The following is a 21,454-nucleotide window of genomic DNA, read 5'->3' as shown; positions in this document are numbered from 1 at the left end:
TCTGTGACCAGCTCCCCGCGCTAGCGGGACGCCCATGGGGATGATCGAGGTCGACGGCGTGCGGTTCGGCTACGACGAGGCCGGCCAAGGCCCGCCCGTGGTGCTCCTGCACGCCGGGCTCGCCGATCGGCGCATGTGGGACCACCAGTTCGCGGCCTTGGCCGAGCACCATCGCGTGATCCGCTACGACCGCCGCGGCCACGGCGACTCGCAGGCGGCCGAAGGCACCGTTTCCCACCACCGTGACCTGCTCGCGGTCATGTCCGCGCTCGGCATCGACCGGGCCGCGCTCGCCGGCTCGTCGATGGGCGGCGCCTACGCGCTCGACGCCGCACTGGCCGCGCCCGACCGCGTCACCCGTCTCGTGCTCATCGGCGCCGGACTGTCCGGGCACGAGTGGCCCGAACCGATCGCCTCGGAAAGCCGCGAGGCCATGCTCGCCGCTGTACCGCTGGAGAAGCTCGCGCGCTACCTGGCCCACACCGCCGAACGCATCGACGAGGAGGACGTCCGGGCGATCGCCGACGCCAACGTCCGCTACCTCGTCGTTGGTCCACATCGGACACGAACAGACGTCGACCAGGACTTCTACGCCCGAGCCCTCGAACTGTGCGAGAGCGTCCACCGCCGCGAGTGGAGTAATCCTAAGTGGACGGAGGACATCCCCGACACCCGCCACCGCCTCGGCGAAATCACCGCACCCACGCTGGTGATCATCGGCCGGGAAGACGGCTCGGGACTGCTCGAACTCGCCGACAAGTTCGAGCGGGAAATCCCCGGGGCGACCCGGTTCGACCTGCCCGGCACCGGCCACCTGCCCCCGATGGAGCGCCCCGCCGAAGTGACCGAGGCGCTCCGCTCGTGGTTTCGGGGTCAGGAAGCCGACGTGACCCGGTAGACGTCGTACACGCCCTCGACGCCCCGCACCACCTTCAGCACGTGGCCGAGGTGCTTCGGGTCGCCCATCTCGAACGAGAACCGGCTCACGGCCACGCGGTCACGCGAGGTCGTGACCGACGCCGAGAGGATGTTGACCTTCTCGTCGGCCAGCACCTTGGTGACGTCGGACAGCAGCCGGTGCCGGTCGAGCGCCTCGACCTGGATGGCCACCAGGAACACCGACGAGGACGACGGCGCCCACTCCACCTCGACCAGCCGCTCGGGCTGGGTGCGCAGGTCGTCGGCGTTGGTGCAGTCCGTGCGGTGCACGCTCACCCCGCCGCCGCGCGTGACGAACCCGAGGATCTCGTCGCCCGGCACCGGGGTGCAGCAACGCGCGAGCTTCGCCCACACGTCGCTGGCGCCCTTCACGATCACGCCGACGTCGTTGGACCCGCGTCGCCGCGTGACCGTGGACGGGGTGGCCCGCTCGGCGAGCTCCTCCTCCGCCTCGTCGACACCGCCGATGAGCGCCACCAGCCGCTGCACCACGTGCTTCGCGCTGGTGTGGCCCTCCCCCACGGCCGCGTACAGCGAGGAGATGTCGCCGTGGCGCAGCTCCTTGGCCACCGAGCCCATGGACTCCGCCGAGACGAGCCGCTGGATGGGCAGCCCGACCTTGCGGATCTCCTTGGTGATGGCCTCCTTGCCCGCGTCGATCGCCTCGTCGCGGCGCTCCTTCGCGAACCACTGGCGGATCTTCGCGCGCGCCTTCGGCGAACCGGCGAACTGCAGCCAGTCGCGGCTCGGGCCGGCGTTCTCCGCCTTCGAAGTGAAGATCTCGACGTTCTCGCCGTTCTCCAGCTTGCGCTCGAGAGCCACGAGACGGCCGTTCACGCGGGCGCCGATGCAGCGGTGGCCCACCTCGGTGTGCACGGCGTAGGCGAAGTCGACCGGGGTCGAGTCCGCCGGCAGGGTGATCACGTCGCCCTTGGGCGTGAACACGAAGATCTCGCGTGCGGCCAGCTCGTAGCGCAGCGACTCGAGGAAGTCACCCGGGTCCGCGGCCTCACGCTGCCAGTCGAGCAGCTGGCGCATCCACGCGATCTCGTCGACGTCCATCGAGTTGCCGCTGTGGGTGCCCTTGGTTTCCTTGTACCGCCAGTGTGCCGCGATGCCGTACTCGGCCGTGCGGTGCATCTCGTAGGTGCGGATCTGCACTTCCAGCGGCTTGCCGTCCGGGCCGATCACGGTGGTGTGCAGCGACTGGTACACGCCGAACCGCGGCTGGGCGATGTAGTCCTTGAACCGGCCGGGCACGGGCTGCCACAGCGCGTGGACGACACCCATGGCGGCGTAGCAGTCGCGCACGTCCTCCACGAGGATCCGCACGCCCACCAGATCGTGGATGTCGTCGAGGTCGCGCCCGCGCACGATCATCTTCTGGTGGATCGAGTAGTAGTGCTTCGGCCTGCCCTCGACCTTGGCGGTGATCCGCGACGACACGAGGTTGCTCGTGAGGTCGGCGATCACCTTGCGCAGGTACGTGTCACGCGAGGGCGCGCGGTCGGCGACCAGGCGCACGATCTCGTCGTACTTCTTCGGCTGCAGGATCGCGAACGCGAGGTCTTCGAGCTCCCACTTCACCGTCGCCATGCCGAGGCGGTGGGCCAGCGGGGCGAGCACCTCCAGCGTCTCGCGGGCCTTGCGAGCCTGCTTCTCCGGCGGGAGGAAGCGCATGGTGCGCATGTTGTGCAGCCGGTCGGCCAGCTTGATCACGAGCACCCGCGGGTCCTTCGCCATGGCGATGACCATCTTGCGGATCGTCTCGGCCTCGGCCGACATGCCGAGCTTCACCTTGTCCAGCTTGGTGACGCCGTCGACGAGCTCGCCGACCTTGTCGCCGAAGTCGGCCTTCAGCTGGTCGAGCGAGAAGCCCGTGTCCTCCACGGTGTCGTGCAGCAGCGCCGCCACCAGCGTGGTGGTGTCCATGCCCAGCTCGGCGAGGATCGTGGCCACGGCGAGGGGGTGCGTGATGTACGGGTCACCGGACTTGCGCCGCTGGTCGCGGTGCAGCTCCTCCGCGACGTCGTAGGCACGTTGCAGCAGCGCGAGGTCCGCATTGGGGTGCAGCTCGCGGTGGATGACGGCGAGCGGCTCGAGCACCTGCTTCACGGGCGCGGCCCGCTGGGCCGTGATGCGGCGGGCCAGACGGGCCCGCACCCGGCGGGTCGCCGACGGGTTGGGCGCGGCCCCGTTTGCCTTCGGCGGCGGCACCGACTGCGCACCGCGCGCACCGGAGCCATCCTTCGCGGGCACCGGCTTGGCGGGCACCCCGGCGTCGAGCTCTTGGCTCACCCGCACCTCCTGCTGCTCGTGCGGCCTTCGAACCCCCAGGGTAGCCGTTCGACCGCGTGGCCTCGCCGCCTACGTCCGATCGGCAGACGGCGCGCCGCCGAACACCGGCGGAGCCACGTTTTCTTCAACGCCGCGCGAGCGCCCCGGCTTCCCGGCCGTTCGTGCTGGTGACGCGGGGTCAGACGACCTGCAGCGCCTCGACCCGGCGACCCGCCAGCACGCCACGACCGCCCAGCGCCGCGAGCTCCAGCACCACCGACACGCCGTCGACCACGGCACCGACGTCTTCGAGCAGCTTGGCCGTCGCGGCGACCGTCCCGCCGGTGGCGAGTACGTCGTCGATCACGCCGACTCGCCGGCCGGGGTGCACGACGTCGGCCGGCAGCTCGACGCTCGCCGTGCCGTACTCGAGGGCGTAGTCGACCCGGCCGGCCACCGACGGCAGCTTGCCGGGCTTGCGGATGAGCACCACGCCGAGGCCGCGGGCGTACCCGACGGCCGCGGCGAGCAGGAACCCGCGGGCCTCGACGCCGGCCAGCAGCTCGACCCCGGGGCCGAGCGTGCCGGCCAATGCGTCGACGACCGTGGCGAACCCGGGGCCGTCCGCGAAGAGCGGGCTCAGATCGCGGAACAGCACGCCGGGCTCGGGAAAGTCCGGCACCTCGGCGATCAGGCCGAGGGCCTTTTCCAGCTCCATCCGGGTCAGCGCTTCCGCTTCCCCGACGACACGCCGCCACCGGTGCGGCGCGGCTTGTTCTGCGGGCGCGCCTTCGGGGTGCGGGCCGGAACGCCGGCCGCCGCGGCCATCGCCTTCTCCTTGCGAAGCTCGGCGGCCAGGGCGTCATCGTCCGCCGCGTCGAAGTTCTCGCCCTCGGCGTCGCGAGCGGCGGCCTTGGCTCGGCGGACCGCGACGCGCTGCGCCTGCTGCTGGTACTTCGGTTCCCGCATCTTGAAGTCGACCAGCAGCGGTGTCGCGAGCGCGACCGACGACAGCACGCCGACCAGGGTGCCCGTGAGCTGCACGAGTGCCAGGTCCTGCAGCGTGCCCGAGCCGAGCAGGATGTACCCGACGACGAGGAGGCCGAGGATCGGCAGCAGGGCGATGAACGCCGTGTTGAACGACCGCATCAGCGTCTGGTTCAGCGCCAGGTTGGCCGCCTCGGCGTACGTGCGGCGGGTGAGGCCGAGCAGGCCGCGCGTGTTCTCGCGGACCTTGTCGAACACCACCACCGTGTCGTACAGCGAGAACCCGAGGATCGTCAGCAGGCCGATCACCGTCGCCGGCGTGACCTCGAAGCCGACGAGCGAGTACACGCCCGCCGTGACCACGATGTCGTGGATCAGCGAGATCAGTGCCGCCGCGGCCATTCGCGTGTCGAAGTAGATCGCCAGGAAGATCACCACGGCGACGAGGAAGACCGCGAGCGCGATCAGCGCCTGGCGCGAGATCTCCCCGCCCCACGACGCGCTCACCGCGCTGTCGCTGATGGCCTGCACGCTCGGCTGGTTGTTGGCCCCGATGGGCGCCCAGTCGGTGAACAGCTGCTGCTTCACCTTGGCCACCTGGTCGGCCGGCAACGCCTCCGAGCGGATCTGGAGGGTCGCCGCGTTGCCGGTGCCGACGCGCTGCGTCTCGGACGGCTGCTCACCCAGCGCCTTGGTGAACGACTGCGCCACCTGCGAAGTGGTGATCTCGCCGCGCGCGCCGTGCGCGGGCAGCTGGATCTGCGTGCCGCCCTCGAATTCGATGCCGATGTTGAAGCCGCGGATGAACATCGAAAGGATGCAGACGAGCACCAGCGCCGCGAAGAAGATGTACCAGCGCTTGCGCGCGCCGACGATGTCGAACGCGCCCGTGCCGACGTAGAGCCGGTGGAAGACGCTTTCCTTCTTGCCGGACGGGGTGGCCTTGCCGGCGCCCGCCTCGGCGTCCGTGCCCAGGTCTTCGACGCCCACGTCAGGCCTCCTTCACGTTCGTGCGACCGACGGCGGGACGGGACGACCTGCGTTCCGAGGCCAGGCGCTGGACGGCACCGAGGCCGAGGTTGCGGGGGTTGGACAGGAACGCCGACTTCGACGTGGACACCATCGCCACCAGCGGGTGCGTGACGAGGTAGACCACCACGAGGTCGAGCACCGTCGACATGCCGAGGGTGAACGCGAAGCCCTGCACGTCGCCGACCGCGATCACGTACAGGATCGCCGCGGCGAGGAAGCTCACGGCGTCGGACGCCAGGATCGTGCGCCGGGCACGGGCCCAGCCGCGCGGCACCGCCGAGCGGAACGTGCGCCCTTCGCGGATCTCGTCCTTGAGCCGTTCGAAGTAGATGACGAACGAGTCCGCCGTGATGCCGATGGCGATGATCAGGCCGGCGATGCCGGCGAGGTCGAGCGTGTACCCGATCCACCGGCCGAGCAGCACGAGCACCGCATAGACCAGCAGGCCGGACAAGGCCAGCGACAGGATCGTGAGGATGCCGAGCAGGCGGTAGTAGATCAGGCAGTAGATGAAGACCACGATCAAGCCGATCGCGCCGGCGAGCAGGCCCGCCTGCAGCGATGCGGAGCCGAGCGTCGCCGACACGGTGGTGGCGTCGGACGAGTCGAACGACAGCGGCAGCGAGCCGTACTTCAGGACGTCGGCGAGGTTCTTCGCGTCGGCCTGCGTGAACTGGCCGGTGATCTGCGTGTTGCCGCCGAGGATGGCCGACTGGATGGTCGGCGCGGACACGACCTGCGTGTCGAGCACGAACGCGGCCTGCGAGCCGACGTTGGCGGAGGTGAAGTCACCCCAGGTCTTGCTGCCCGTGCCGTTGAAGGTCAGGTCGACGACCCACTGGCCACGCTGCTGGTCGTAGCCCGAGGACGCGGTGGAGATCTCGGTGCCGGGCAGGAACTGGGGGCCCAGCACGTACTTCGTGGCGTCCTTGTCACCGCACGCGACCAGCGGCTTGTCCGAGAGGTCGTTGCCCTCGAGCGGGTCGGCGACGTTCGGGGCGCAGGTGAGCGAGGCCAGAGCGGCCTGCTGCGCGGCCTGCGCCTTCGCCTGGTCGTCCGAGGCCAGGTCCGGGTTCTGCCGGATCGCCTGCGCCTGCTGGATCGGCGTCATCGCCTGGCCACCGGCCGCCGGCGTGTTCGAGGCCGGCGGAGCCGACGGCGTGGTGCTCGGCGGCTGCTGGGCCGGGGCACCGGCCGCGCCACCGCCGCCGTTCGGCGTGCTCGAGGGCGCGCCCGTGGCGGACGGCGGGGCCGAGGGCGCACCGGAGGACGGCGGCGTGGAGGGGGTGCCCGAAGCCGGCGGGGCCGCCGGGTTGCCCGAGGCAGGCGGCGCGGCCGGGGTGTTCGGCTGCGAGGTGATCACCTTGCGGAAGCCGAGCTTCGCGGTCTGGCCGAGGGACTTCGCCTGGTCACCCTGCGCGCCCGGAACGGTGATGACGACGTTGTTGCCGTCGAGCACGACCTCCGTGCCGGCGACACCGATGCCGTTCACGCGGGTTTCGATGATCTGTCGCGCCTGGTTCAGCGAGTCTCGCGTGGGCTGGCCGCCGTCCGGCGTCCGCGCGGTGAGCGTGACCCGGGTGCCGCCCTGCAGATCGATGCCGAGCTTCGGCGTGGGCTTGCCGCCGCCGGTGAAGAACACCAGGGCGTAGAGCACGACCACGATCAAGGCGAAGAAGGCGAGATAGCGTCCCGGGCGGAGATGCCCGGCCGATGGTGCCACGGTGCTTCGGTCTCCTCGGACTGGGTGGACCCCAACTGGTTCGGTGAGCGAGCCGGGAAGGTGCTCCCGGCACGCTGCTGGGCATGACTATGGCGGCGGACACGCACGCAGCACCGAGACAGTACTCGGTGCTGCGTGAGCCCTGCGTTCGCCCGTACCGACTTTCGTCGGCTACGCGCGTGTCACTGCCCGGGGAAGAAGCAGGTCACTTCTTGCCGTGCTCCAGCGGGGGCGCGATCTGCGCACCGGACTTCTCGCCCGCGTCCTCGATGGACTCGTGGGCGGGCGCCGCGGCGGTGGTCGAAGCGACGCCGCCGACGGTGTCGTCGGAGTCCGTCTCCACCTCGGTCTCGTCGGTCTCGACGGCCGGCTGCACCTTCTCGCGGACCGCGATGCGCAGCCACGTGGTGACGACGCCCGGGGCGATTTCGATGTCGATCGTGTCGTCACCGGAAGCGTCGGCGACGGTGCCGTAGAGGCCCGAGGTGGTCATCACGCGGTCACCGGGAGCGATGCTCTTCTGCAGGTCCTGCTGGGCTGCCTGCTGCTTCTTCTGCTTGCGGGTACCGAGGACGAGCGGCACGGCCACCACGACCAGCAGCAGCAACGGCAGCAGTAAGTTGTTCATGACTCTCCATTCGACGGACGTCGCGTCGTCGGTGCTTACGTCCGGTTTTGACGGATGTGCTGTCTTCGAGTGTGCCAGGTGCTCACGAAATCGCCAGCACCCACCGTCCGTTGCGCTCCCGCCGGCCGGTGTCCGACGTCCCCGTCAGCCCTGGTCGAACAACGTGGGACCGCCCTGGTCCGGCCGCCCTGCCTCAGGTGGCGCCACCAAGCCGAGGTGCTCCCACGCGGCCGCGGTCGCGACCCGGCCACGCGGAGTGCGGGCGAGCATACCCGCGCGGACCAGGTAGGGCTCGCACACCTCTTCCACCGTGGTCGCCTCCTCACCCACGGCGACGGCGAGTGTGGAGATGCCGACCGGTCCCCCGCCGAACGAGCGGGTCAGCGCGCTGAGCACGGCCCGGTCCAGCCGGTCGAGGCCCAGTTCGTCCACGTCGTAGACCTTGAGCGCCGCCCGGGCGACGTCCCTGGTCACGATGCCGTCGGCGCGGACCTCGGCGTAGTCGCGGACGCGGCGCAGCAGGCGGTTCGCGATCCGGGGCGTGCCGCGGGAGCGGCGGGCGATCTCCGAGCAGCCTTCCCGGTCGATGGGGATGTCGAGGATCGTCGCGGCGCGGCGCACGACGAGTTCCAGTTCGGCATCGGAGTAGAACTCCATCTGCCCGGTGAAACCGAAGCGGTCGCGCAGCGGTCCGGTGAGCGAGCCGGAGCGTGTGGTGGCCCCGACCAGCGTGAACGGCGCGATCTCGAGCGGAATGCTCGTCGCGCCCGGCCCCTTGCCGACCACGACGTCGACGCGGAAGTCCTCCATCGCGAGGTACAGCATCTCCTCGGCGGGGCGGGCGATGCGGTGGATCTCGTCGATGAACAGCACGTCGCCGGGCGCGAGGTTGGACAGCATCGCGGCCAGGTCGCCCGCGCGTTCCAGCGCCGGGCCGGACGTGATGCGGATGGCCGCGCCGAGCTCGGCGGCCACGATCATCGCCATGCTCGTCTTGCCGAGGCCCGGAGGGCCGGACAGCAGCACGTGGTCGGGCGGCACGCCGCGGCGCCGGGCGCTCTCCAGCACCAGCTCCAGCTGTTCGCGCACGCGCGGCTGGCCCACGAACTCGTCGAGCTTGCGCGGCCGCAGGGTCGTCTCGACCTCGCGTTCGCCGTTCTGCGAGAGCGCGGAGAGCGTCTCATCGGAGTCGCTGTCCGCTTCGAACTCGGTCACCTCGTGGTCCATCGGTTACCGCTTGCGCCCGAGGGTGGCCAGCGCCGAGCGCAGCACCGTCGCGGTGGTGTGCCCGTCGCCCTCGGCCAGCACGCGGTCCACCGCCTGCTCGGCCTGCTTGGCCGGGAAACCCAGTCCTGCCAACGCTTCCACGACTTCGGCGCGCAGCGCACCGGGTGCGGACACGGCCGGCACCTCGCCGGTGCCGCCGAGCGCGGTGACCTTGTCGCGCAGCTCGAGGCTGAGCCGTTCGGCGCCCTTGCGGCCGATGCCGGGCACCTGCGTGAGGACCGTGATGTTGCCTTCGACGAGCGCGGCGCGCAGCTTGTCGGGCTCCAGCACGGCGAGTGTGGCGAGCGCGAGCCGCGGGCCGATGCCCGACACGGTCTGCAGCAGGCCGAACAGCTCGCGCGCATCTTCGTCGGCGAACCCGAACAGGGTCAGCGAGTCCTCGCGCACGACCAGCGCGGTGTGCAGCCGCACCTGCTCGCCGCGGCGCAGCGTCGCAAGCGTCGCCGGGGTGGCTTGCACGGCGAAGCCCACGCCGCCGACCTCGACCACGACGTGGTCCAGGCCGACGGACAGCACTTCACCGCGTACGGAGGAGATCATCGGGGTGCTCCAGTGTCGTCCAGCTTGCTCGGGGTGCGGCGGACCGCGCGTCGCACCGGGGTGCGGGTGGCGGCGCCCGCCTGTTTCGCGGCGGCCGCCAGCTTGGCCTTGTGCGCGCGGGCCAGCTCGGCCGCGCGCGCCTCGGCCTCGGCGAGGCGAACGCGCATCGGCTCGCGCCAGAGGTGGCAGATGGCCAGCGCCAGCGCGTCGGCCGCGTCGGCGGGATGCGGTTTCACCTCGAGGTTGAGCAGACGCATCACCATACCGGTGACCTGCGCCTTGTCCGCGCGGCCGGACCCGGTGACCGCGGCCTTGACCTCGCTCGGGGTGTGGAACACGACCGGCAGCCCGCGCCGGGCCGCGGCCAGCGCGACGACGCCGCCCGCCTGCGCAGTGCCCATGGCCGTGCGGACGTTGTGCTGTGCGAACACGCGCTCGACGGCGATCGCCTCGGGCCGGTAGCGGTCCAGCCAGACCTCGACCTCGTCGGCGATGCCGAGGAGCCGGTGGGCGAGATCGTCCTCCGCCGGGGTGCGCACGACGCCGACGGCCACCGCGCGGACGACCCGGCCCTTGCCACCGTCGACCACGCCGAGACCGCACCTGGTCAGACCGGGGTCGACCCCGAGCACCCGCACACCTTCTCCTTCGCCCGCGCGAACATCCGTTCGAGGTGCAGGCTACTGGGCGGGGGCGCGGCAGGATGGTCGCCATGCCGCAGCCACCGGAATTCATCCGCCACCTGGGTCTGTCGCCGCTGCCCGTCGAAGGCGGCCGCTTCGCGCAGAGCTGGCGCTCCGAGGAGGGGTCCGCGATCTACTACCTGCTGGTGGCGCCGCAGACCTCCGCGCCGCACCGCCTGGATCGCGTCGAAGTCTTCGTGCACCACGCCGGGGCGCCGGCGCGGATGCTCCTCCTGCACCCGGACGGCACGATCACGCGGCCGGTGCTGGGCACCGACGTCGCCGCGGGCGAACGGCCGCAGGTCGTGGTGCCCGCCGGGACGTGGCAGGCGACGGTACCGCTGGGCGAGTGGTCCTTGCTCGGCACCGTGGTGGTGCCGCCCTACACCGACGACTGCGTGGAGTTCGCCGACGTCGAGACGCTCGCCGCGCGGTTTCCCGCCGCGGCGGCGGATCTCAGGGCACTGCCGCGGTGATCAACGGCCGTCGGTGATCAGGGCCCGTCGACGCCCGGGGTCCAGCTCTCCGGCACTCCGCTTTCGGTGAGCACCGGCTGCCACTCGGCGAAGCCTTCGGGAGCCGTGTCCTGCCAGGGGAAGTGCCCGTCGGCGGTGGCGACGAGGACCTGCAGCGCCGGGAAGTCGCCGTCGGGGTAGACGAGGAACGCCGAGCCGAAGTACTCCGGGTAGTGGCCCTTGGCGACGCGTTCGAAAACGACGGCGCTGCCCTGGAAGAAATCGTCGTAGCGCTTGCCGACCTCGAAGATCTCGCCGTTGGCCGCGCGGTCGACGTATGCGTCGAGCAGGATCGGGCCCAGGTCGCCGGGGAGGCCGACGACCACGGCCTCCGGCACGTTGTGCAGCGCCCACGCGCAGGCGGTGAAGCAGAAGCCGGCACCCTGATCGTCCTGCGGGACGGCGATGACCGCGTTGCCCCGTTCCTTGGCCTGGGACTCGATCCAGTCGATCAGGCGCTGCTCTTCGGCGGTGAGGGCTGAGGTCGTCACGGCGGCCATTGTGCCGCACCCGCGCGGCTGAGCCCAGTACCGACAGCCGCGAATTTCCGCGCACAGCAAGGAATCCGACTACGCTCCGCTGATCACCACGGCAACGGCCCCGGCCGGACGCGGGTTCTCCCGCACTCGACCGGGGCCGTTCGCCGGCACACTCCACTCTCGGTGTGCCGCCGAATTCCCTGCCATGGCGGGAGACACCCGCCATGGCCGACGTCAGCCGACCGAAGCCATGACCTTGCCGGACACACGGAATTCGACACAGTGCATAGACGTTCCGCGCCGCACCAACGTCGTCAGTCGACGAACGCCATGGCCTCGCCGGACACACGGAACCCGACACAGTGCATAGACGTTCCGCGCCGCAACAACGTCATCAGCCGACCGAAACCATGGCCTCGCCGGACACACGGAACCCGACACAGTGCATAGACGTTCCGCGCCGCACCAGCATCATCAGTCGACGGACGCCATGACCTCGTCGGACACACGGAACCCGACACAGTGCATAGACGTTCCGCGCCGCACCAGCATCATCAGTCGACGGACGCCATGACCTCGTCGGACACGTCGAAGTTCGCATAGACGTTCTGCACGTCGTCGCAGTCCTCGAGCGCGTCGATCAGCTTGAAGACCTTCTTCGCGCCGTCGACGTCCAGCGGCACCGAAACCGTCGGGAGGAACGTGAGCTCCGCCGACTCGTACTCGAACCCGGCCTCCTGCAGTGCCTTGCGCACCGGCACCAGGTCGCCGCCCTCGGAGACGATCTCGAAGCTCTCGTCGAGGTCGTTGACCTCTTCGGCGCCCGCGTCGAGCACGGCCATGAGCACGTCGTCCTCGGTCGCCTCGCCCTTGGGCATGATCACGACGCCCTTGCGGTTGAACATGTAGGCGACGGAGCCCGGGTCGGCCAGCGAGCCGTTGTTGCGCGTGAGCGCGGTCCGGACCTCCATGGCGGCTCGGTTCTTGTTGTCGGTGAGGCACTCGATCAGCACCGCGACGCCGTTGGGCCCGTAGCCCTCGTACGTGATGTTCTGCCAGTCGGCGCCACCGGCCTCTTCACCGGCGCCGCGCTTGCGCGCGCGCTCGATGTTGTCCTGCGGGACCGAGTTCTTCTTCGCCTTCTGGATGGCGTCGTAGAGGGTGGGGTTGCCGTCGGGGTCCCCACCTCCGGTGCCGGTCCGGGCGGCCACCTCGATGTTCTTGATCAGCCGGGCGAAGAGCTTGCCACGCTTCGCGTCGAGGTTGGCCTTCTTGTGCTTCGTCGTGGCCCACTTGGAGTGGCCGCTCATCTTTCCTCCATTTGTTCCGCGTGCCCCCGACTCGCGTCGCGCGCACGCCGCAATCCCTGCTCAGGCTTCTCGCACGAGCTCGACGAACAACCGGTGCACCCGCTCGTCCCCGGTGATCTCCGGGTGGAACGCCGTGGCCAGCACCGACCCCTGCCGGACCGCGACGATCCTAGCCTCGGGCTCGCCGGCCGCGGGGTCTTCGGGCACTGAGTCTCCGGACACGAGCGCCGCCGGGACGGTGGCCAGCACCTCGACCCCCGCCCCCGCCTTCTCGACCCACGGGGCCCGGATGAAGACCGCGTGCACGGGTCCGCCTTCGACACCCGCGAAGTCGAGGTCCACCTCGAACGAGTCGACTTGCCGACCGAACGCGTTGCGCCGGACGACCACGTCGAGCCCGCCGAGCTGCTGCTGGTCCGGGCGTCCGTCGAGCGCCTGGCGCGCCAGGAGGATCAGCCCGGCGCACGAGCCGAAGGCGGGCATCCCGTCCGCGATCCGCGCCCGCAGCGGCTCGAGCAGCTCGAAGCTCTCCAGCAGCCGCGACATGGTGGTGGACTCCCCGCCGGGGAGCACGAGGCCGTCCACTTGGGACAGTTCCGCCTCACGGCGCACAGGCACGGCGTGCGCGCCCGCGCGCTCCAGCATCGCGACGTGCTCACGCACGGCGCCCTGCAAGGCGAGCACACCGACCGTCGGCCGTGCTCCCGAAGCTGTCGCCACCCGACCTCCCGAAAGACGTTCTGCTCAGCTTAGGGGGACACCCCGCGGGCCTTCCGGCCAGGTCAGCGGGCGGCCGGCCGGCTGTCACCCACCCGAGGGACCGCGCCGGCCACCTGACCCGGCGCCGGCAAGTGGCCTTCCCGAAACGTCGCCGAGTGGCACCCTCGAGGGGGATCTTGCCGAAGCTCACGACGCCCGCGGGCCGGACAACGACGGGAATCCGCGTGGTCGTCCCCCACCGGTACCGCCAGGATACCCCGCCGGTCCCGGTGCAGGTCAGCGTCGATCCGGCGGCACGTGACGCGGCCGACACCGCCCCGCGACGGCCGGAACCGCAGGTGGCGGCCACCCGAAAAGTGGACTGCCGAGATAGCCGGGCACTGGCCTGGTTCACCGGTCCACCGCGCCCCTACGCTCGGAACCGCAGGAGTTCCGTCCCCGAGAAAGGCCCCGAGGTGTCCGAGCAGCAGACCACCCCCGAACCCCAGTCCGTCACCGGCACCGCCAAGGTCAAGCGCGGCATGGCGGAGATGCTCAAGGGCGGCGTGATCATGGACGTGGTCACCGCCGAGCAGGCGAAGATCGCCGAGGACGCCGGCGCGGTCGCGGTGATGGCGCTCGAACGCGTGCCCGCGGACATCCGCGCCCAGGGCGGCGTCGCGCGCATGAGCGACCCGGACCTGATCGACGGCATCATCGAGGCCGTCTCGATCCCCGTCATGGCGAAGGCCCGCATCGGCCACTTCGTCGAGGCGCAGGTGCTGCAGTCGCTCGGCGTCGACTACATCGACGAGTCGGAGGTGCTCACGCCCGCCGACTACGCCAACCACATCGACAAGTGGGCCTTCACCGTCCCCTTCGTCTGCGGCGCGACCAACCTGGGCGAGGCGCTGCGCCGGATCACCGAGGGCGCGGCCATGATCCGCTCCAAGGGCGAGGCCGGTACCGGCGACGTCTCCAACGCCACGACGCACATGCGCCAGATCCGCGCCGAGATCCGCAAGCTGTCCTCCCTGCCCGAGGACGAGCTGTTCGTCGCGGCCAAGGAACTGCAGGCGCCGTACGAGCTGGTGAAGGAGGTCGCCCAGAACGGCAAACTGCCGGTCGTGCTGTTCACCGCGGGCGGCATCGCGACCCCGGCCGACGCGGCGATGATGATGCAGCTCGGCGCCGAAGGCGTGTTCGTCGGTTCGGGCATCTTCAAGTCCGGCAACCCCGCGCAGCGCGCCGAGGCCATCGTCAAGGCGACGACCTTCTACGACGACCCCGACGTGCTGGCCAAGGTCTCACGCGGCCTGGGCGAGGCGATGGTGGGCATCAACGTCGAGGAGCTGCCGGAGCCGCACCGCCTCGCCGAGCGCGGCTGGTAAGCCCGGGGATCTCACCACCGATTTTTCACGAGTACTCGGAGATCTCCACCCCGAACGTGCCGCGCTCCAGCGCCTCGAAGATGTGCGGCACGTCCCCGGGGTAGCAGATGTAGTCGCCGGGCAGCAGCTCGACCGGGTCGTCGCGCACGCCGACGCGGGCCCGTCCGGCGCAGATCACGATGTGCTCGACCACGCCGTTCATGTGCGGGTCCGACCTGCGCGGAGTGCCCGGCTCCGCGCGGATCACGTACATGTCCCGGCGCGCCGAGGGCGGGCACGCGGACAACAGCGTGCACGCGTAGTCGGCGTGCTCGGCGAACACCGTCGGCCCCTTGCCCGCGCGGATCACGCGGACCTGGGGCCGTTCGGGTTCCACGAGCCGGGAGAACGGCACGTCGAGCGCCACGCCGAGCGCCCACAGCGTCTCCACGCTCGGGTTGCCCGAGCCGGATTCCAGCTGCGAGAGCGTCGACTTCGCCAGGCCGGCGCGGCGCGCGACCTCGGTGAGCGACAGGCCCGCGCGGGTGCGCTCGCGCCGCAGCGACGCGGCGATGATCTCCAGCGGCGCACCGCTGGTCTCCTGCGACATCTGTGTTCGCTCCATCAGTCTTTTCGTTCGCCTTGACGAACACCGGGTCCTGTGTTCAGCATAAGGCACTATGCGTTCGATTTGGCGAACACTCGACCGGGAGCTGACCCGGGACGTCGCACTCGTCTGCGTGGCCGACGGCCTCGTGGGCGTCTCCTACGGCGCCATCGCGGTGAGCTCGGGCTTCCCGCTGTGGGCGCCGATGCTGCTGTCGGTGCTGGTCTTCGCGGGTGCTTCGCAGTTCATGCTGGTGGGCATCATCGCCGGCGGCGGCAACCCGCTGGCCGCGGTGGTCGCGGGCCTGCTGGTGAACGCGCGGCACCTACCTTTCGGCTTCGCGATCGGCGACGTCTTCGGCTCGAAGTGGGCCGCCCGCGTCGCCGGCAGCCACCTGATGATCGACGAGTCGGTGGCTTTCGCCCTGGGCCAGCGTGATTCCGGGCGTCGCCGCGCCGCCTACTGGGCGTGCGGCGCCGGCCTGTTCATCGCGTGGAACGCCGGCTGCGTCGCGGGCGCCTTCGCCGGCACCGCGATCAGCGACACCGCCGCGTTCGGTCTGGACGCCGCGTTCCCGGCGGTGCTGCTGGCCCTCGTGCTGCCGTCGTTGCGCGAACGCGCCACCCGGCTGCCCGTCACCGTGGGCGTGGTGGTCGCCCTGGTGGCGACCCCGTTCCTGCCCGCGGGCCTCCCGGTGTTGTTGGCGCTGGCCGGCGTGCTCGTCGGCGTGGCGGCCAAGGAACCGAAAACGCAGGAAGGAGCCCGCTGATGGACGGCGTCGAACTCCTGATCGCCACGGTGGTCCTCGCGGCGGGCACATTCGCCTTCCGCTTCGCCGGGCCGGTGCTGCGCACGCGCGTGCACCTCTCCGCTCGCGCCGAGCGGCTCATGGCGCTGTCGGCCGTCGTCCTGCTCGCCGCGCTGGTCGCGACGAGCGCGCTGACGGAAGGGCACACTTTCGCCGGGATCGCCCGGCCGGCCGGGGTGCTGGTCGGCGGTGTGCTGGCGTGGCGCAAGGCCCCGTTCGTGGCCGTGGTCGTGGCCGCCGCGGCGACGGCGGCACTGCTGCGGCTGGTCGGGGTGCCCTGAGCGCCTCAGTCGTCGGCCGCGGTCACCATGGCGTCGGCGGCGACCGTGCGGCAGTGGACGCCGTCGGGGGCCGCCGCGACCAAGCCCGCGGCGCGCAGGAGCTGAAGGTGCTTCGCGACGACGCCCTGCTTCAGGCCCGTGCGGCGCGCCAGCTCGTCGACGCCGGCCGGCGTCGTCAGTGAAGTGAGGAGCGTGCTGCGGCTGCGCCCGAGCACCCCGCGCAGGGCGGCCGACGACGAGGTACCGCCGGTTTCCCACAGGCCGGCGACGCCGCGGGCCGGGTAGCGCAGCACGGGCTGGCGACCCGCGTGGGTCCGCGAGATCACGCGCGGCCAGACGAACACCGACGGCGCGAGCACGAGCCCGTGGCCGTGCGGCGCGCCGGTGGCGGGCACGTGCCGCTGCGCGACGATCAGCGCGCCCTCGGCCCAGTGGACGGCGGGCGCCAGATCGTGGAACAGGTCCTCCGGCGCGCCGGCGGCGAGCAGGCGCGAGCGGTGCAGCACGTCGCCTTCCAGCAGGGCCCGCATGCGCGGCCACGCGGGCGCCAGCGCCACCGCCCAATACCGCTCCATCAGTCCCGCGAGCCGGTCGAGCCCCGTCTCCGGGTGGCGATGCAGGCGGGTCAGCGCGGCCGAGCGCGGCGGGTCCATCGCCTCCAGCTCGCGCCGCACCGCGCGCGGGACGACGTCGCGCAGGTCCGCGAGTTCGTCGGCTAGCTGCGGCACGGGCGAAGCCGGAGTGGGCGTGAGGAAACGCGGCACCGAACGGCCGGCGACGAGATCGGCGAGCGGCGTGACGTCGATCCCCGCGTCGGCCAGCGCGCCCGACGCCTTGCGCACCCACGGCAAGTGGAGCGCGTGTTCCCCCGGCCGGGCCAGCACCCGGACGCTCGCCACGATTTCCCACAACGGGGAGAACGCGAGCCGCGTTCGCGCCAATTCGTCCGCCGACCACGCCAGCTCCAGCACGTTCCTCCTCCTCGAAAACGGGAATCGGAGAATTGTCAAACAATCCGTTGTGGACAGTCAGGCCGGGGTTACCCCTTGGGGGAAGGCGAACACGCGGTCCGGATCGTAGCGACGGGCGAGGGCACGCAGCCGGGGCAGGTTCCCGCCGTAATACGCCTGACCCCAGTCCGGCATTTCCGGATCGAGGTAGTTGCCGTAACCGGTTGTGCCGAATTCCGGCCCGAGCCGGTCGCGAATTCGCCCGATCGCGCGCCTCGCCGCGGTTTCGGTCGCGTGCTCCAGCCCGTGGGTGAACTGGAAGCTCGCGAGCGCCCGGCGGTGCGGGAAAGCCGAGTCGCCGCGCACGATCGCGCCGCCGCCACCGTCCACGAGGTGTAAGACTCCGGATCCTCACTCAGCAGCGCGACGACCGCGGCCGGATCCCGCGCCGGGCGCATCAGCATCCGTGACGTCGCCACGTACGCCGCGGTCCCGATCTTGCCGGTGCCGCACGCCGGACCCGCGAGGTCCGTGCAGCCGGCGAAGTACCGCATCGCGCCGAGAAAATCGGTCTCCGGCTCCTCACGCTTCACCGGTGCCGCACCCACCCGGCGGACGAAGTCGTCCAGGATCGCCTTCAGCCGGCTGCGAGGCCCCACGAAGCAGCCGCCGAAGTTCGCCGCCGTGGCGCCGAGCCCGAGGTCGGACCAGAGCTCGTCGGGCATCCGCGGCTGCCAGTCCTGCCACTCGGCGAACAGCGTCGCGGCCGTCTCGGGCGGGAACTGCAGGCTGAACGACGTGAGGTCCGGCGCCTCGGCGGTCCGGAAGGTGAACGACGTGACGATGACGAAGCTACCGCCCCCGCCGCCGCGCAACGCCCAGAACAGGTCTGCGTGCTGGTGCGCGGACACCGTGCGCGCCACCCCGTCGGCCGTCACGACCCGCGCCGACTCGAGTTGGTCGCAGGTGAGCCCGAGCTTGCGGCCGAGCACACCGACACCCCCGCCGAGCGTCAGCCCCACGACGCCGACGGTCGGGCACATGCCGGCCGCCAGCGCCCGGCCCGCCGACCCGAGCGCCTGGTACACGGGCCCCAGTCGAGCGCCCGCACCCACCACGGCCCGGCCGTGGTCGAGGACGCGGATCCCGTCGAGCCGCCCCACGTCCACCACCAGGCCGCCGTCCACAGTGGAGTACCCGACGTAGCTGTGCCCGCCCGAGCGCGCGGCCACCGGGATGTCGTGCTGCGAGGCGAAGTCCACACACGCCTGCACGTCCGCTTCACTCACGCAGCCGGCGATCGCCGCCGGGTGGTGGTCGTACAGCGTGAAATAGCCGTGGCGAGCCGCCTCGTACCCCGCGTCGCCGGGCACCAGCAACGCCCCCGAAAGCCGCAGCCGAAGGGCCGCCCACCGGCCCGGCGCCGTGTCCGGAGCGGCGGCCCCCCAGGCCCGCCGCCACCGGTACCGCCGCCCCGGACACCCACAGGAACGTGCGCCGGTTGATCGTCATCCCGCTCCCCTCGCCCGGCCCGAGGCCGGATCCCGCCGAGGAGCAAACGCGTGGTCCCCCCGGCCCTGCCTTGCCCTGCCCAGGGTAGCGGGTGTGTGATCGAGGACACATCGCGTACACCAGCCGTTCGCCGAGGAGTTGCCATGGCCGACAAACAGAGCAGGAGTACCGACACCGGGGCCGCCGTCGCTGTGGCCGACCCCGCCCAGGTGCGCAACGTCGTGCTGGTGGGGCCCTCGGGATCCGGGAAGACCACCCTCACCGAGGCCTTGCTCGCCGCGTCGGGCACCGTCCCGCGAGCCGGCTCGGTCGTCGAGGGCACCACGGTGTGCGACCACGACCCGGCCGCCGTGCGCCAGCAGCGGTCCGTCGGACTGTCGGTGGCGCCGGTGCTGCACCAGGGCCACAAGATCAACCTGATCGACACTCCGGGATACGCCGATTTCGTCGGGGAGCTGCGCGCGGGGCTGCGTGCCGCCGACGCCGCGCTGTTCGTGGTGTGCGCGGCCGAAGGCGTCGACGCCGCGACGGTCGCCGTGTGGGAGGAGTGCGCGTCGGTCGGGATGCCCCGGGCCGTGATCGTCTCGCGTCTGGACCACCACCGCGCCGACGCGCTCGCGGAGATCGCCGCCTGCCAGGCGGCGTTCGGCGCGGGCGTGCTGCCGCTGTACCTGCCGGCTCGCGACGGGCTGGTCGGCCTCATCACCCAGCGCTACTTCGACTACTCCGCCGGCTACCCGCCGCGGATCGGCGAGCCCGACCCGGCCGACCTCGCCGGGCTTGAAGACGCCCGCAACGAGCTCATCGAGGGCATCATCGCCGAGAGCGAGGACGAGACCCTCATGGAGCGCTACCTCGGCGGCGAGGAGATCTCCGAGGACACGCTCATCGCCGACCTCGAGACGGCCGTGGCGCGCGGGTCGTTCCACCCCGTCATCCCCGTGTGCGCCACGAGCGGCCTCGGGCTCGCGGAAGTGCTCGACGGGATCGTGCGCGCGTTCCCGTCCCCGCTGGAGCACACCCTGCCGGGCGTCACGACCCCCGACGGCGGCCCGCACGGCGACCTCACGGCCGACCCCGCGGGACCGCTCGCCGCGGAGGTCGTGCGCACGGCGGTCGACTCCTACGTCGGCCGCGTGTCGCTCGTCCGGGTGTTCTCGGGGACGCTGCGACCGGAGAACGCGGTGCACGTCTCCGGCCACGGCCTCGCCGAACGCGGGCACGAGGACCACGACGCCGACGAACGCGTGGCGCATCTGTACTCGCCACTCGGCTCCGCGCTGCGCGAAGTCCCCTACTGCGTGGCGGGCGATCTGTGCGCGCTGACCAAGGTCGGCTCGGCGGAAACGGGCGACACCGTTTCGTCGCCGGACGACCCGCTGGTGATGAAACCCTGGCGCATGCCCGAGCCGCTCCTGCCGGTCGCCATCATCGCGAAGACCCGCAGCGACGAGGACACGCTCTCGCGCAACCTGTCGCGCCTCGTGGCCGGCGACCCGACGCTACGGCTCGACCGCAACGCCGAGACCGGCCAGCTCGTGCTCTGGTGCATGGGCGAGGCGCACGCCGACGTTGTCCTGTCACGGCTGCGCGCCGGCGGCGCCGACGTGGACACCGAACCGGTGCGCATCAGCCTGCGCGCCACGTTCGGCAAACCCGCCCGCGGCCACGGCCGCCACGTCAAGCAGTCCGGCGGTCACGGCCAGTTCGCCGTGTGCGACATCGAAGTGGAACCTTTGCCGCGCGGCAGCGGTTTCGAGTTCGTGGACAAGGTCGTCGGCGGCTCGGTGCCGCACCAGTTCATCCCGAGCGTCGAGAAGGGCGTGCGCGCGCAGCTCAAGCGCGGGCTCGTGGACGGGCACCCGGTCGTCGACGTGCGCGTGACGCTCGTCGACGGCAAGGCCCACAGCGTCGACTCGTCGGACGCGGCGTTCCAGACCGCCGGGGCGCTCGCTCTGCGGGAAGCCGCGGCCGCCAGCCGGATCACGTTGCTGGAACCCCTGGACACCGTCGCCGTCACGCTCCCGGACGAGCACCTGGGCACCGTCCTCGGTGACCTGTCGTCCCGGCGCGGGCGGGTCCTCGGCACCGAGTCGGGCGAGGGCGGCAGGACGGTCATCAACGCCGAGGTGCCCGCCGCGGAACTCCTGCGGTACGCGATCGATCTGCGCTCGCTGACGTCGGGCACCGCCACTTTCACCCGCGTCCACGCCCGGTTCGAACCGCTGCCGGAAGGGGCGGCGGTGCCTACGTGAGCACGGTGCCTGTTTGAACACGGAGGTTCAGAACTCGAAACCACCCGGCTTGTCGTTGCGGTCGGCGAGGAGGCCGGCCAGCACGGCGATGGCGATCTCGGCCGGCTTGCGCGAGCCGATGTTCAGCCCCACCGGGCGGTGCACCCGCGCGATGTCCGGGGCCGGCACGCCGAGCGCCGTCAGCGCCGACACGTGCGGCCCTTTGTGGCGCGGGTTGCCCAGCACGCCGACCCAGCGGGCATCCTGCGCGAGCGCGTCGCGCAATACCGGGCCCAGCTCGGCGCGGTGGTGGTCCGTCACCACGACGTCCGCGGTCTTGTCGAGGGCCGGCATCGCGGTGCGGATGTAGCACGCGGACTCCACGTCGGTGGCGCGCGCGGCGTCCGGCTCGAACAGCACGGTGTGGTAGCCCAGGTCGGCGGCGTAGCTCAGCAAGTACCGGGCCACCGGTGACGCGAACACCGCGACCAGGGTCCGCGCGTCGGGGTTCGCTTCGGGAGCGCCGTGGGCGACGGCGCAGGCATCCGATTCGGCGGTCATGCGCCTCAGTCTGCCACCGTCACCCGGAAATC

General features: G+C 71.5%; 21 protein-coding genes and 1 pseudogene. 6 read left to right on the top strand and 16 right to left on the bottom strand.

Going from position 1 to position 21,454, the window contains the following annotated elements:
* Positions 1–34: 34 nt before the first annotated feature.
* On the top strand, positions 35–898 hold the full coding sequence (locus tag AB0F91_RS33370; protein ID WP_360604028.1) for an alpha/beta fold hydrolase: 864 nt from the start codon (positions 35–37) through the stop codon (positions 896–898).
* Here the strand turns inward: AB0F91_RS33370 and AB0F91_RS33365 are convergent.
* The 8 genes from AB0F91_RS33365 to ruvC form a co-directional block, all read right to left on the bottom strand.
* Positions 874–3,237: a bifunctional (p)ppGpp synthetase/guanosine-3',5'-bis(diphosphate) 3'-pyrophosphohydrolase gene (locus tag AB0F91_RS33365; protein WP_360604026.1), complete on the bottom strand. Its 2,364-nt coding sequence runs from the start codon at positions 3,235–3,237 to the stop codon at positions 874–876. The two genes, AB0F91_RS33370 and AB0F91_RS33365, sit on opposite strands and share 25 nt — an antisense overlap.
* A gap of 178 nt (positions 3,238–3,415) precedes the next feature.
* On the bottom strand, positions 3,416–3,934 hold the full coding sequence (locus AB0F91_RS33360) for an adenine phosphoribosyltransferase (RefSeq protein ID WP_360604024.1): 519 nt from the start codon (positions 3,932–3,934) through the stop codon (positions 3,416–3,418).
* A gap of 5 nt (positions 3,935–3,939) precedes the next feature.
* Entirely contained in the window at positions 3,940–5,193 is a 1,254-nt protein-coding gene (secF, locus tag AB0F91_RS33355) for a protein translocase subunit SecF (RefSeq protein ID WP_360604022.1), read from the bottom strand.
* A gap of 1 nt (position 5,194) precedes the next feature.
* Positions 5,195–6,958 (bottom strand): protein translocase subunit SecD, encoded by a 1,764-nt coding sequence (secD, locus tag AB0F91_RS33350; protein ID WP_360604020.1) that lies wholly within the window; start codon positions 6,956–6,958, stop codon positions 5,195–5,197.
* A 205-nt stretch (positions 6,959–7,163) separates the two neighbouring features.
* A complete protein-coding gene (yajC, locus tag AB0F91_RS33345) occupies positions 7,164–7,586 on the bottom strand; it encodes a preprotein translocase subunit YajC (protein ID WP_360604018.1) in 423 nt (140 codons plus the stop codon).
* Positions 7,587–7,730: 144 nt separating this feature from the next.
* Complete coding sequence (gene ruvB, locus AB0F91_RS33340) at positions 7,731–8,813, bottom strand: Holliday junction branch migration DNA helicase RuvB (protein WP_360604015.1); 1,083 nt, start codon at positions 8,811–8,813, stop codon at positions 7,731–7,733.
* Positions 8,814–8,816: 3 nt separating this feature from the next.
* Positions 8,817–9,413: a Holliday junction branch migration protein RuvA gene (gene ruvA / locus AB0F91_RS33335; protein ID WP_360604013.1), complete on the bottom strand. Its 597-nt coding sequence runs from the start codon at positions 9,411–9,413 to the stop codon at positions 8,817–8,819.
* On the bottom strand, positions 9,410–10,051 hold the full coding sequence (gene ruvC, locus AB0F91_RS33330) for a crossover junction endodeoxyribonuclease RuvC (RefSeq protein ID WP_360604011.1): 642 nt from the start codon (positions 10,049–10,051) through the stop codon (positions 9,410–9,412). The genes ruvA and ruvC overlap by 4 nt, the downstream gene beginning before the upstream one ends.
* Before the next feature lie 74 nt (positions 10,052–10,125).
* On the opposite strand from ruvC, the gene AB0F91_RS33325 reads away from it, so the two are divergent.
* On the top strand, positions 10,126–10,572 hold the full coding sequence (locus AB0F91_RS33325) for a cupin domain-containing protein (RefSeq protein ID WP_360604009.1): 447 nt from the start codon (positions 10,126–10,128) through the stop codon (positions 10,570–10,572).
* A gap of 17 nt (positions 10,573–10,589) precedes the next feature.
* On the opposite strand, the gene AB0F91_RS33320 is transcribed toward AB0F91_RS33325, so the two are convergent.
* The 3 genes from AB0F91_RS33320 to pdxT form a co-directional block, all read right to left on the bottom strand.
* Entirely contained in the window at positions 10,590–11,111 is a 522-nt protein-coding gene (locus AB0F91_RS33320; protein WP_360604007.1) for a DUF4262 domain-containing protein, read from the bottom strand.
* Positions 11,112–11,644: 533 nt separating this feature from the next.
* On the bottom strand, positions 11,645–12,400 hold the full coding sequence (locus AB0F91_RS33315; protein WP_360604005.1) for a YebC/PmpR family DNA-binding transcriptional regulator: 756 nt from the start codon (positions 12,398–12,400) through the stop codon (positions 11,645–11,647).
* Positions 12,401–12,460: 60 nt separating this feature from the next.
* Positions 12,461–13,120 carry a pyridoxal 5'-phosphate synthase glutaminase subunit PdxT gene (gene pdxT, locus AB0F91_RS33310; RefSeq protein ID WP_360604003.1) on the bottom strand — a complete coding sequence of 220 codons (660 nt, stop codon included), beginning with the start codon at positions 13,118–13,120 and terminating at the stop codon, positions 12,461–12,463.
* 455 nt (positions 13,121–13,575) lie between these two features.
* Between pdxT and pdxS the strand changes: the two genes are divergently transcribed.
* Positions 13,576–14,490 (top strand): pyridoxal 5'-phosphate synthase lyase subunit PdxS, encoded by a 915-nt coding sequence (gene pdxS, locus AB0F91_RS33305; protein WP_360604001.1) that lies wholly within the window; start codon positions 13,576–13,578, stop codon positions 14,488–14,490.
* 25 nt (positions 14,491–14,515) lie between these two features.
* Here the strand turns inward: pdxS and AB0F91_RS33300 are convergent, their stop codons facing one another.
* Positions 14,516–15,079 (bottom strand): XRE family transcriptional regulator, encoded by a 564-nt coding sequence (locus tag AB0F91_RS33300; protein ID WP_360604189.1) that lies wholly within the window; start codon positions 15,077–15,079, stop codon positions 14,516–14,518.
* A gap of 70 nt (positions 15,080–15,149) precedes the next feature.
* Between AB0F91_RS33300 and AB0F91_RS33295 the strand changes: the two genes are divergently transcribed.
* Both AB0F91_RS33295 and AB0F91_RS33290 read left to right on the top strand, forming a co-directional pair.
* A complete protein-coding gene (locus tag AB0F91_RS33295) occupies positions 15,150–15,845 on the top strand; it encodes an AzlC family ABC transporter permease (protein ID WP_360603999.1) in 696 nt (231 codons plus the stop codon).
* Positions 15,845–16,165, top strand: a complete 321-nt coding sequence (locus AB0F91_RS33290) for an AzlD domain-containing protein (RefSeq protein ID WP_360603997.1) — start codon at positions 15,845–15,847, stop codon at positions 16,163–16,165. Before AB0F91_RS33295 ends, AB0F91_RS33290 begins: the two co-directional genes overlap by 1 nt.
* Before the next feature lie 5 nt (positions 16,166–16,170).
* On the opposite strand, the gene AB0F91_RS33285 is transcribed toward AB0F91_RS33290, so the two are convergent.
* The 3 genes and pseudogenes from AB0F91_RS33285 to AB0F91_RS33275 form a co-directional block, all read right to left on the bottom strand.
* Entirely contained in the window at positions 16,171–17,136 is a 966-nt protein-coding gene (locus AB0F91_RS33285) for a DUF5937 family protein (RefSeq protein WP_360603995.1), read from the bottom strand.
* Between the two features lie 57 nt (positions 17,137–17,193).
* Complete coding sequence (locus AB0F91_RS33280; protein WP_360603993.1) at positions 17,194–17,310, bottom strand: BBE domain-containing protein; 117 nt, start codon at positions 17,308–17,310, stop codon at positions 17,194–17,196.
* Between the two features lie 773 nt (positions 17,311–18,083).
* Positions 18,084–18,377 (bottom strand): annotated as a pseudogene (locus tag AB0F91_RS33275) (FAD-binding protein); the annotation flags it as partial.
* Between the two features lie 393 nt (positions 18,378–18,770).
* Here AB0F91_RS33275 and AB0F91_RS33270 point away from each other — a divergent pair.
* Positions 18,771–20,882, top strand: a complete 2,112-nt coding sequence (locus tag AB0F91_RS33270) for an elongation factor G-like protein EF-G2 (protein WP_360603991.1) — start codon at positions 18,771–18,773, stop codon at positions 20,880–20,882.
* 27 nt (positions 20,883–20,909) lie between these two features.
* On the opposite strand, the gene AB0F91_RS33265 is transcribed toward AB0F91_RS33270, so the two are convergent.
* Positions 20,910–21,422: an XdhC family protein gene (locus AB0F91_RS33265; protein WP_360603989.1), complete on the bottom strand. Its 513-nt coding sequence runs from the start codon at positions 21,420–21,422 to the stop codon at positions 20,910–20,912.
* Positions 21,423–21,454: the final 32 nt, after the last annotated feature.

This window comes from Amycolatopsis sp. NPDC023774, assembly GCF_040639695.1.
Taxonomy (GTDB): domain Bacteria; phylum Actinomycetota; class Actinomycetes; order Mycobacteriales; family Pseudonocardiaceae; genus Amycolatopsis.
The sequence above is the reverse complement of the archived record's forward strand: the minus strand, read 5'-3'. Positions and strand labels throughout refer to the sequence as shown.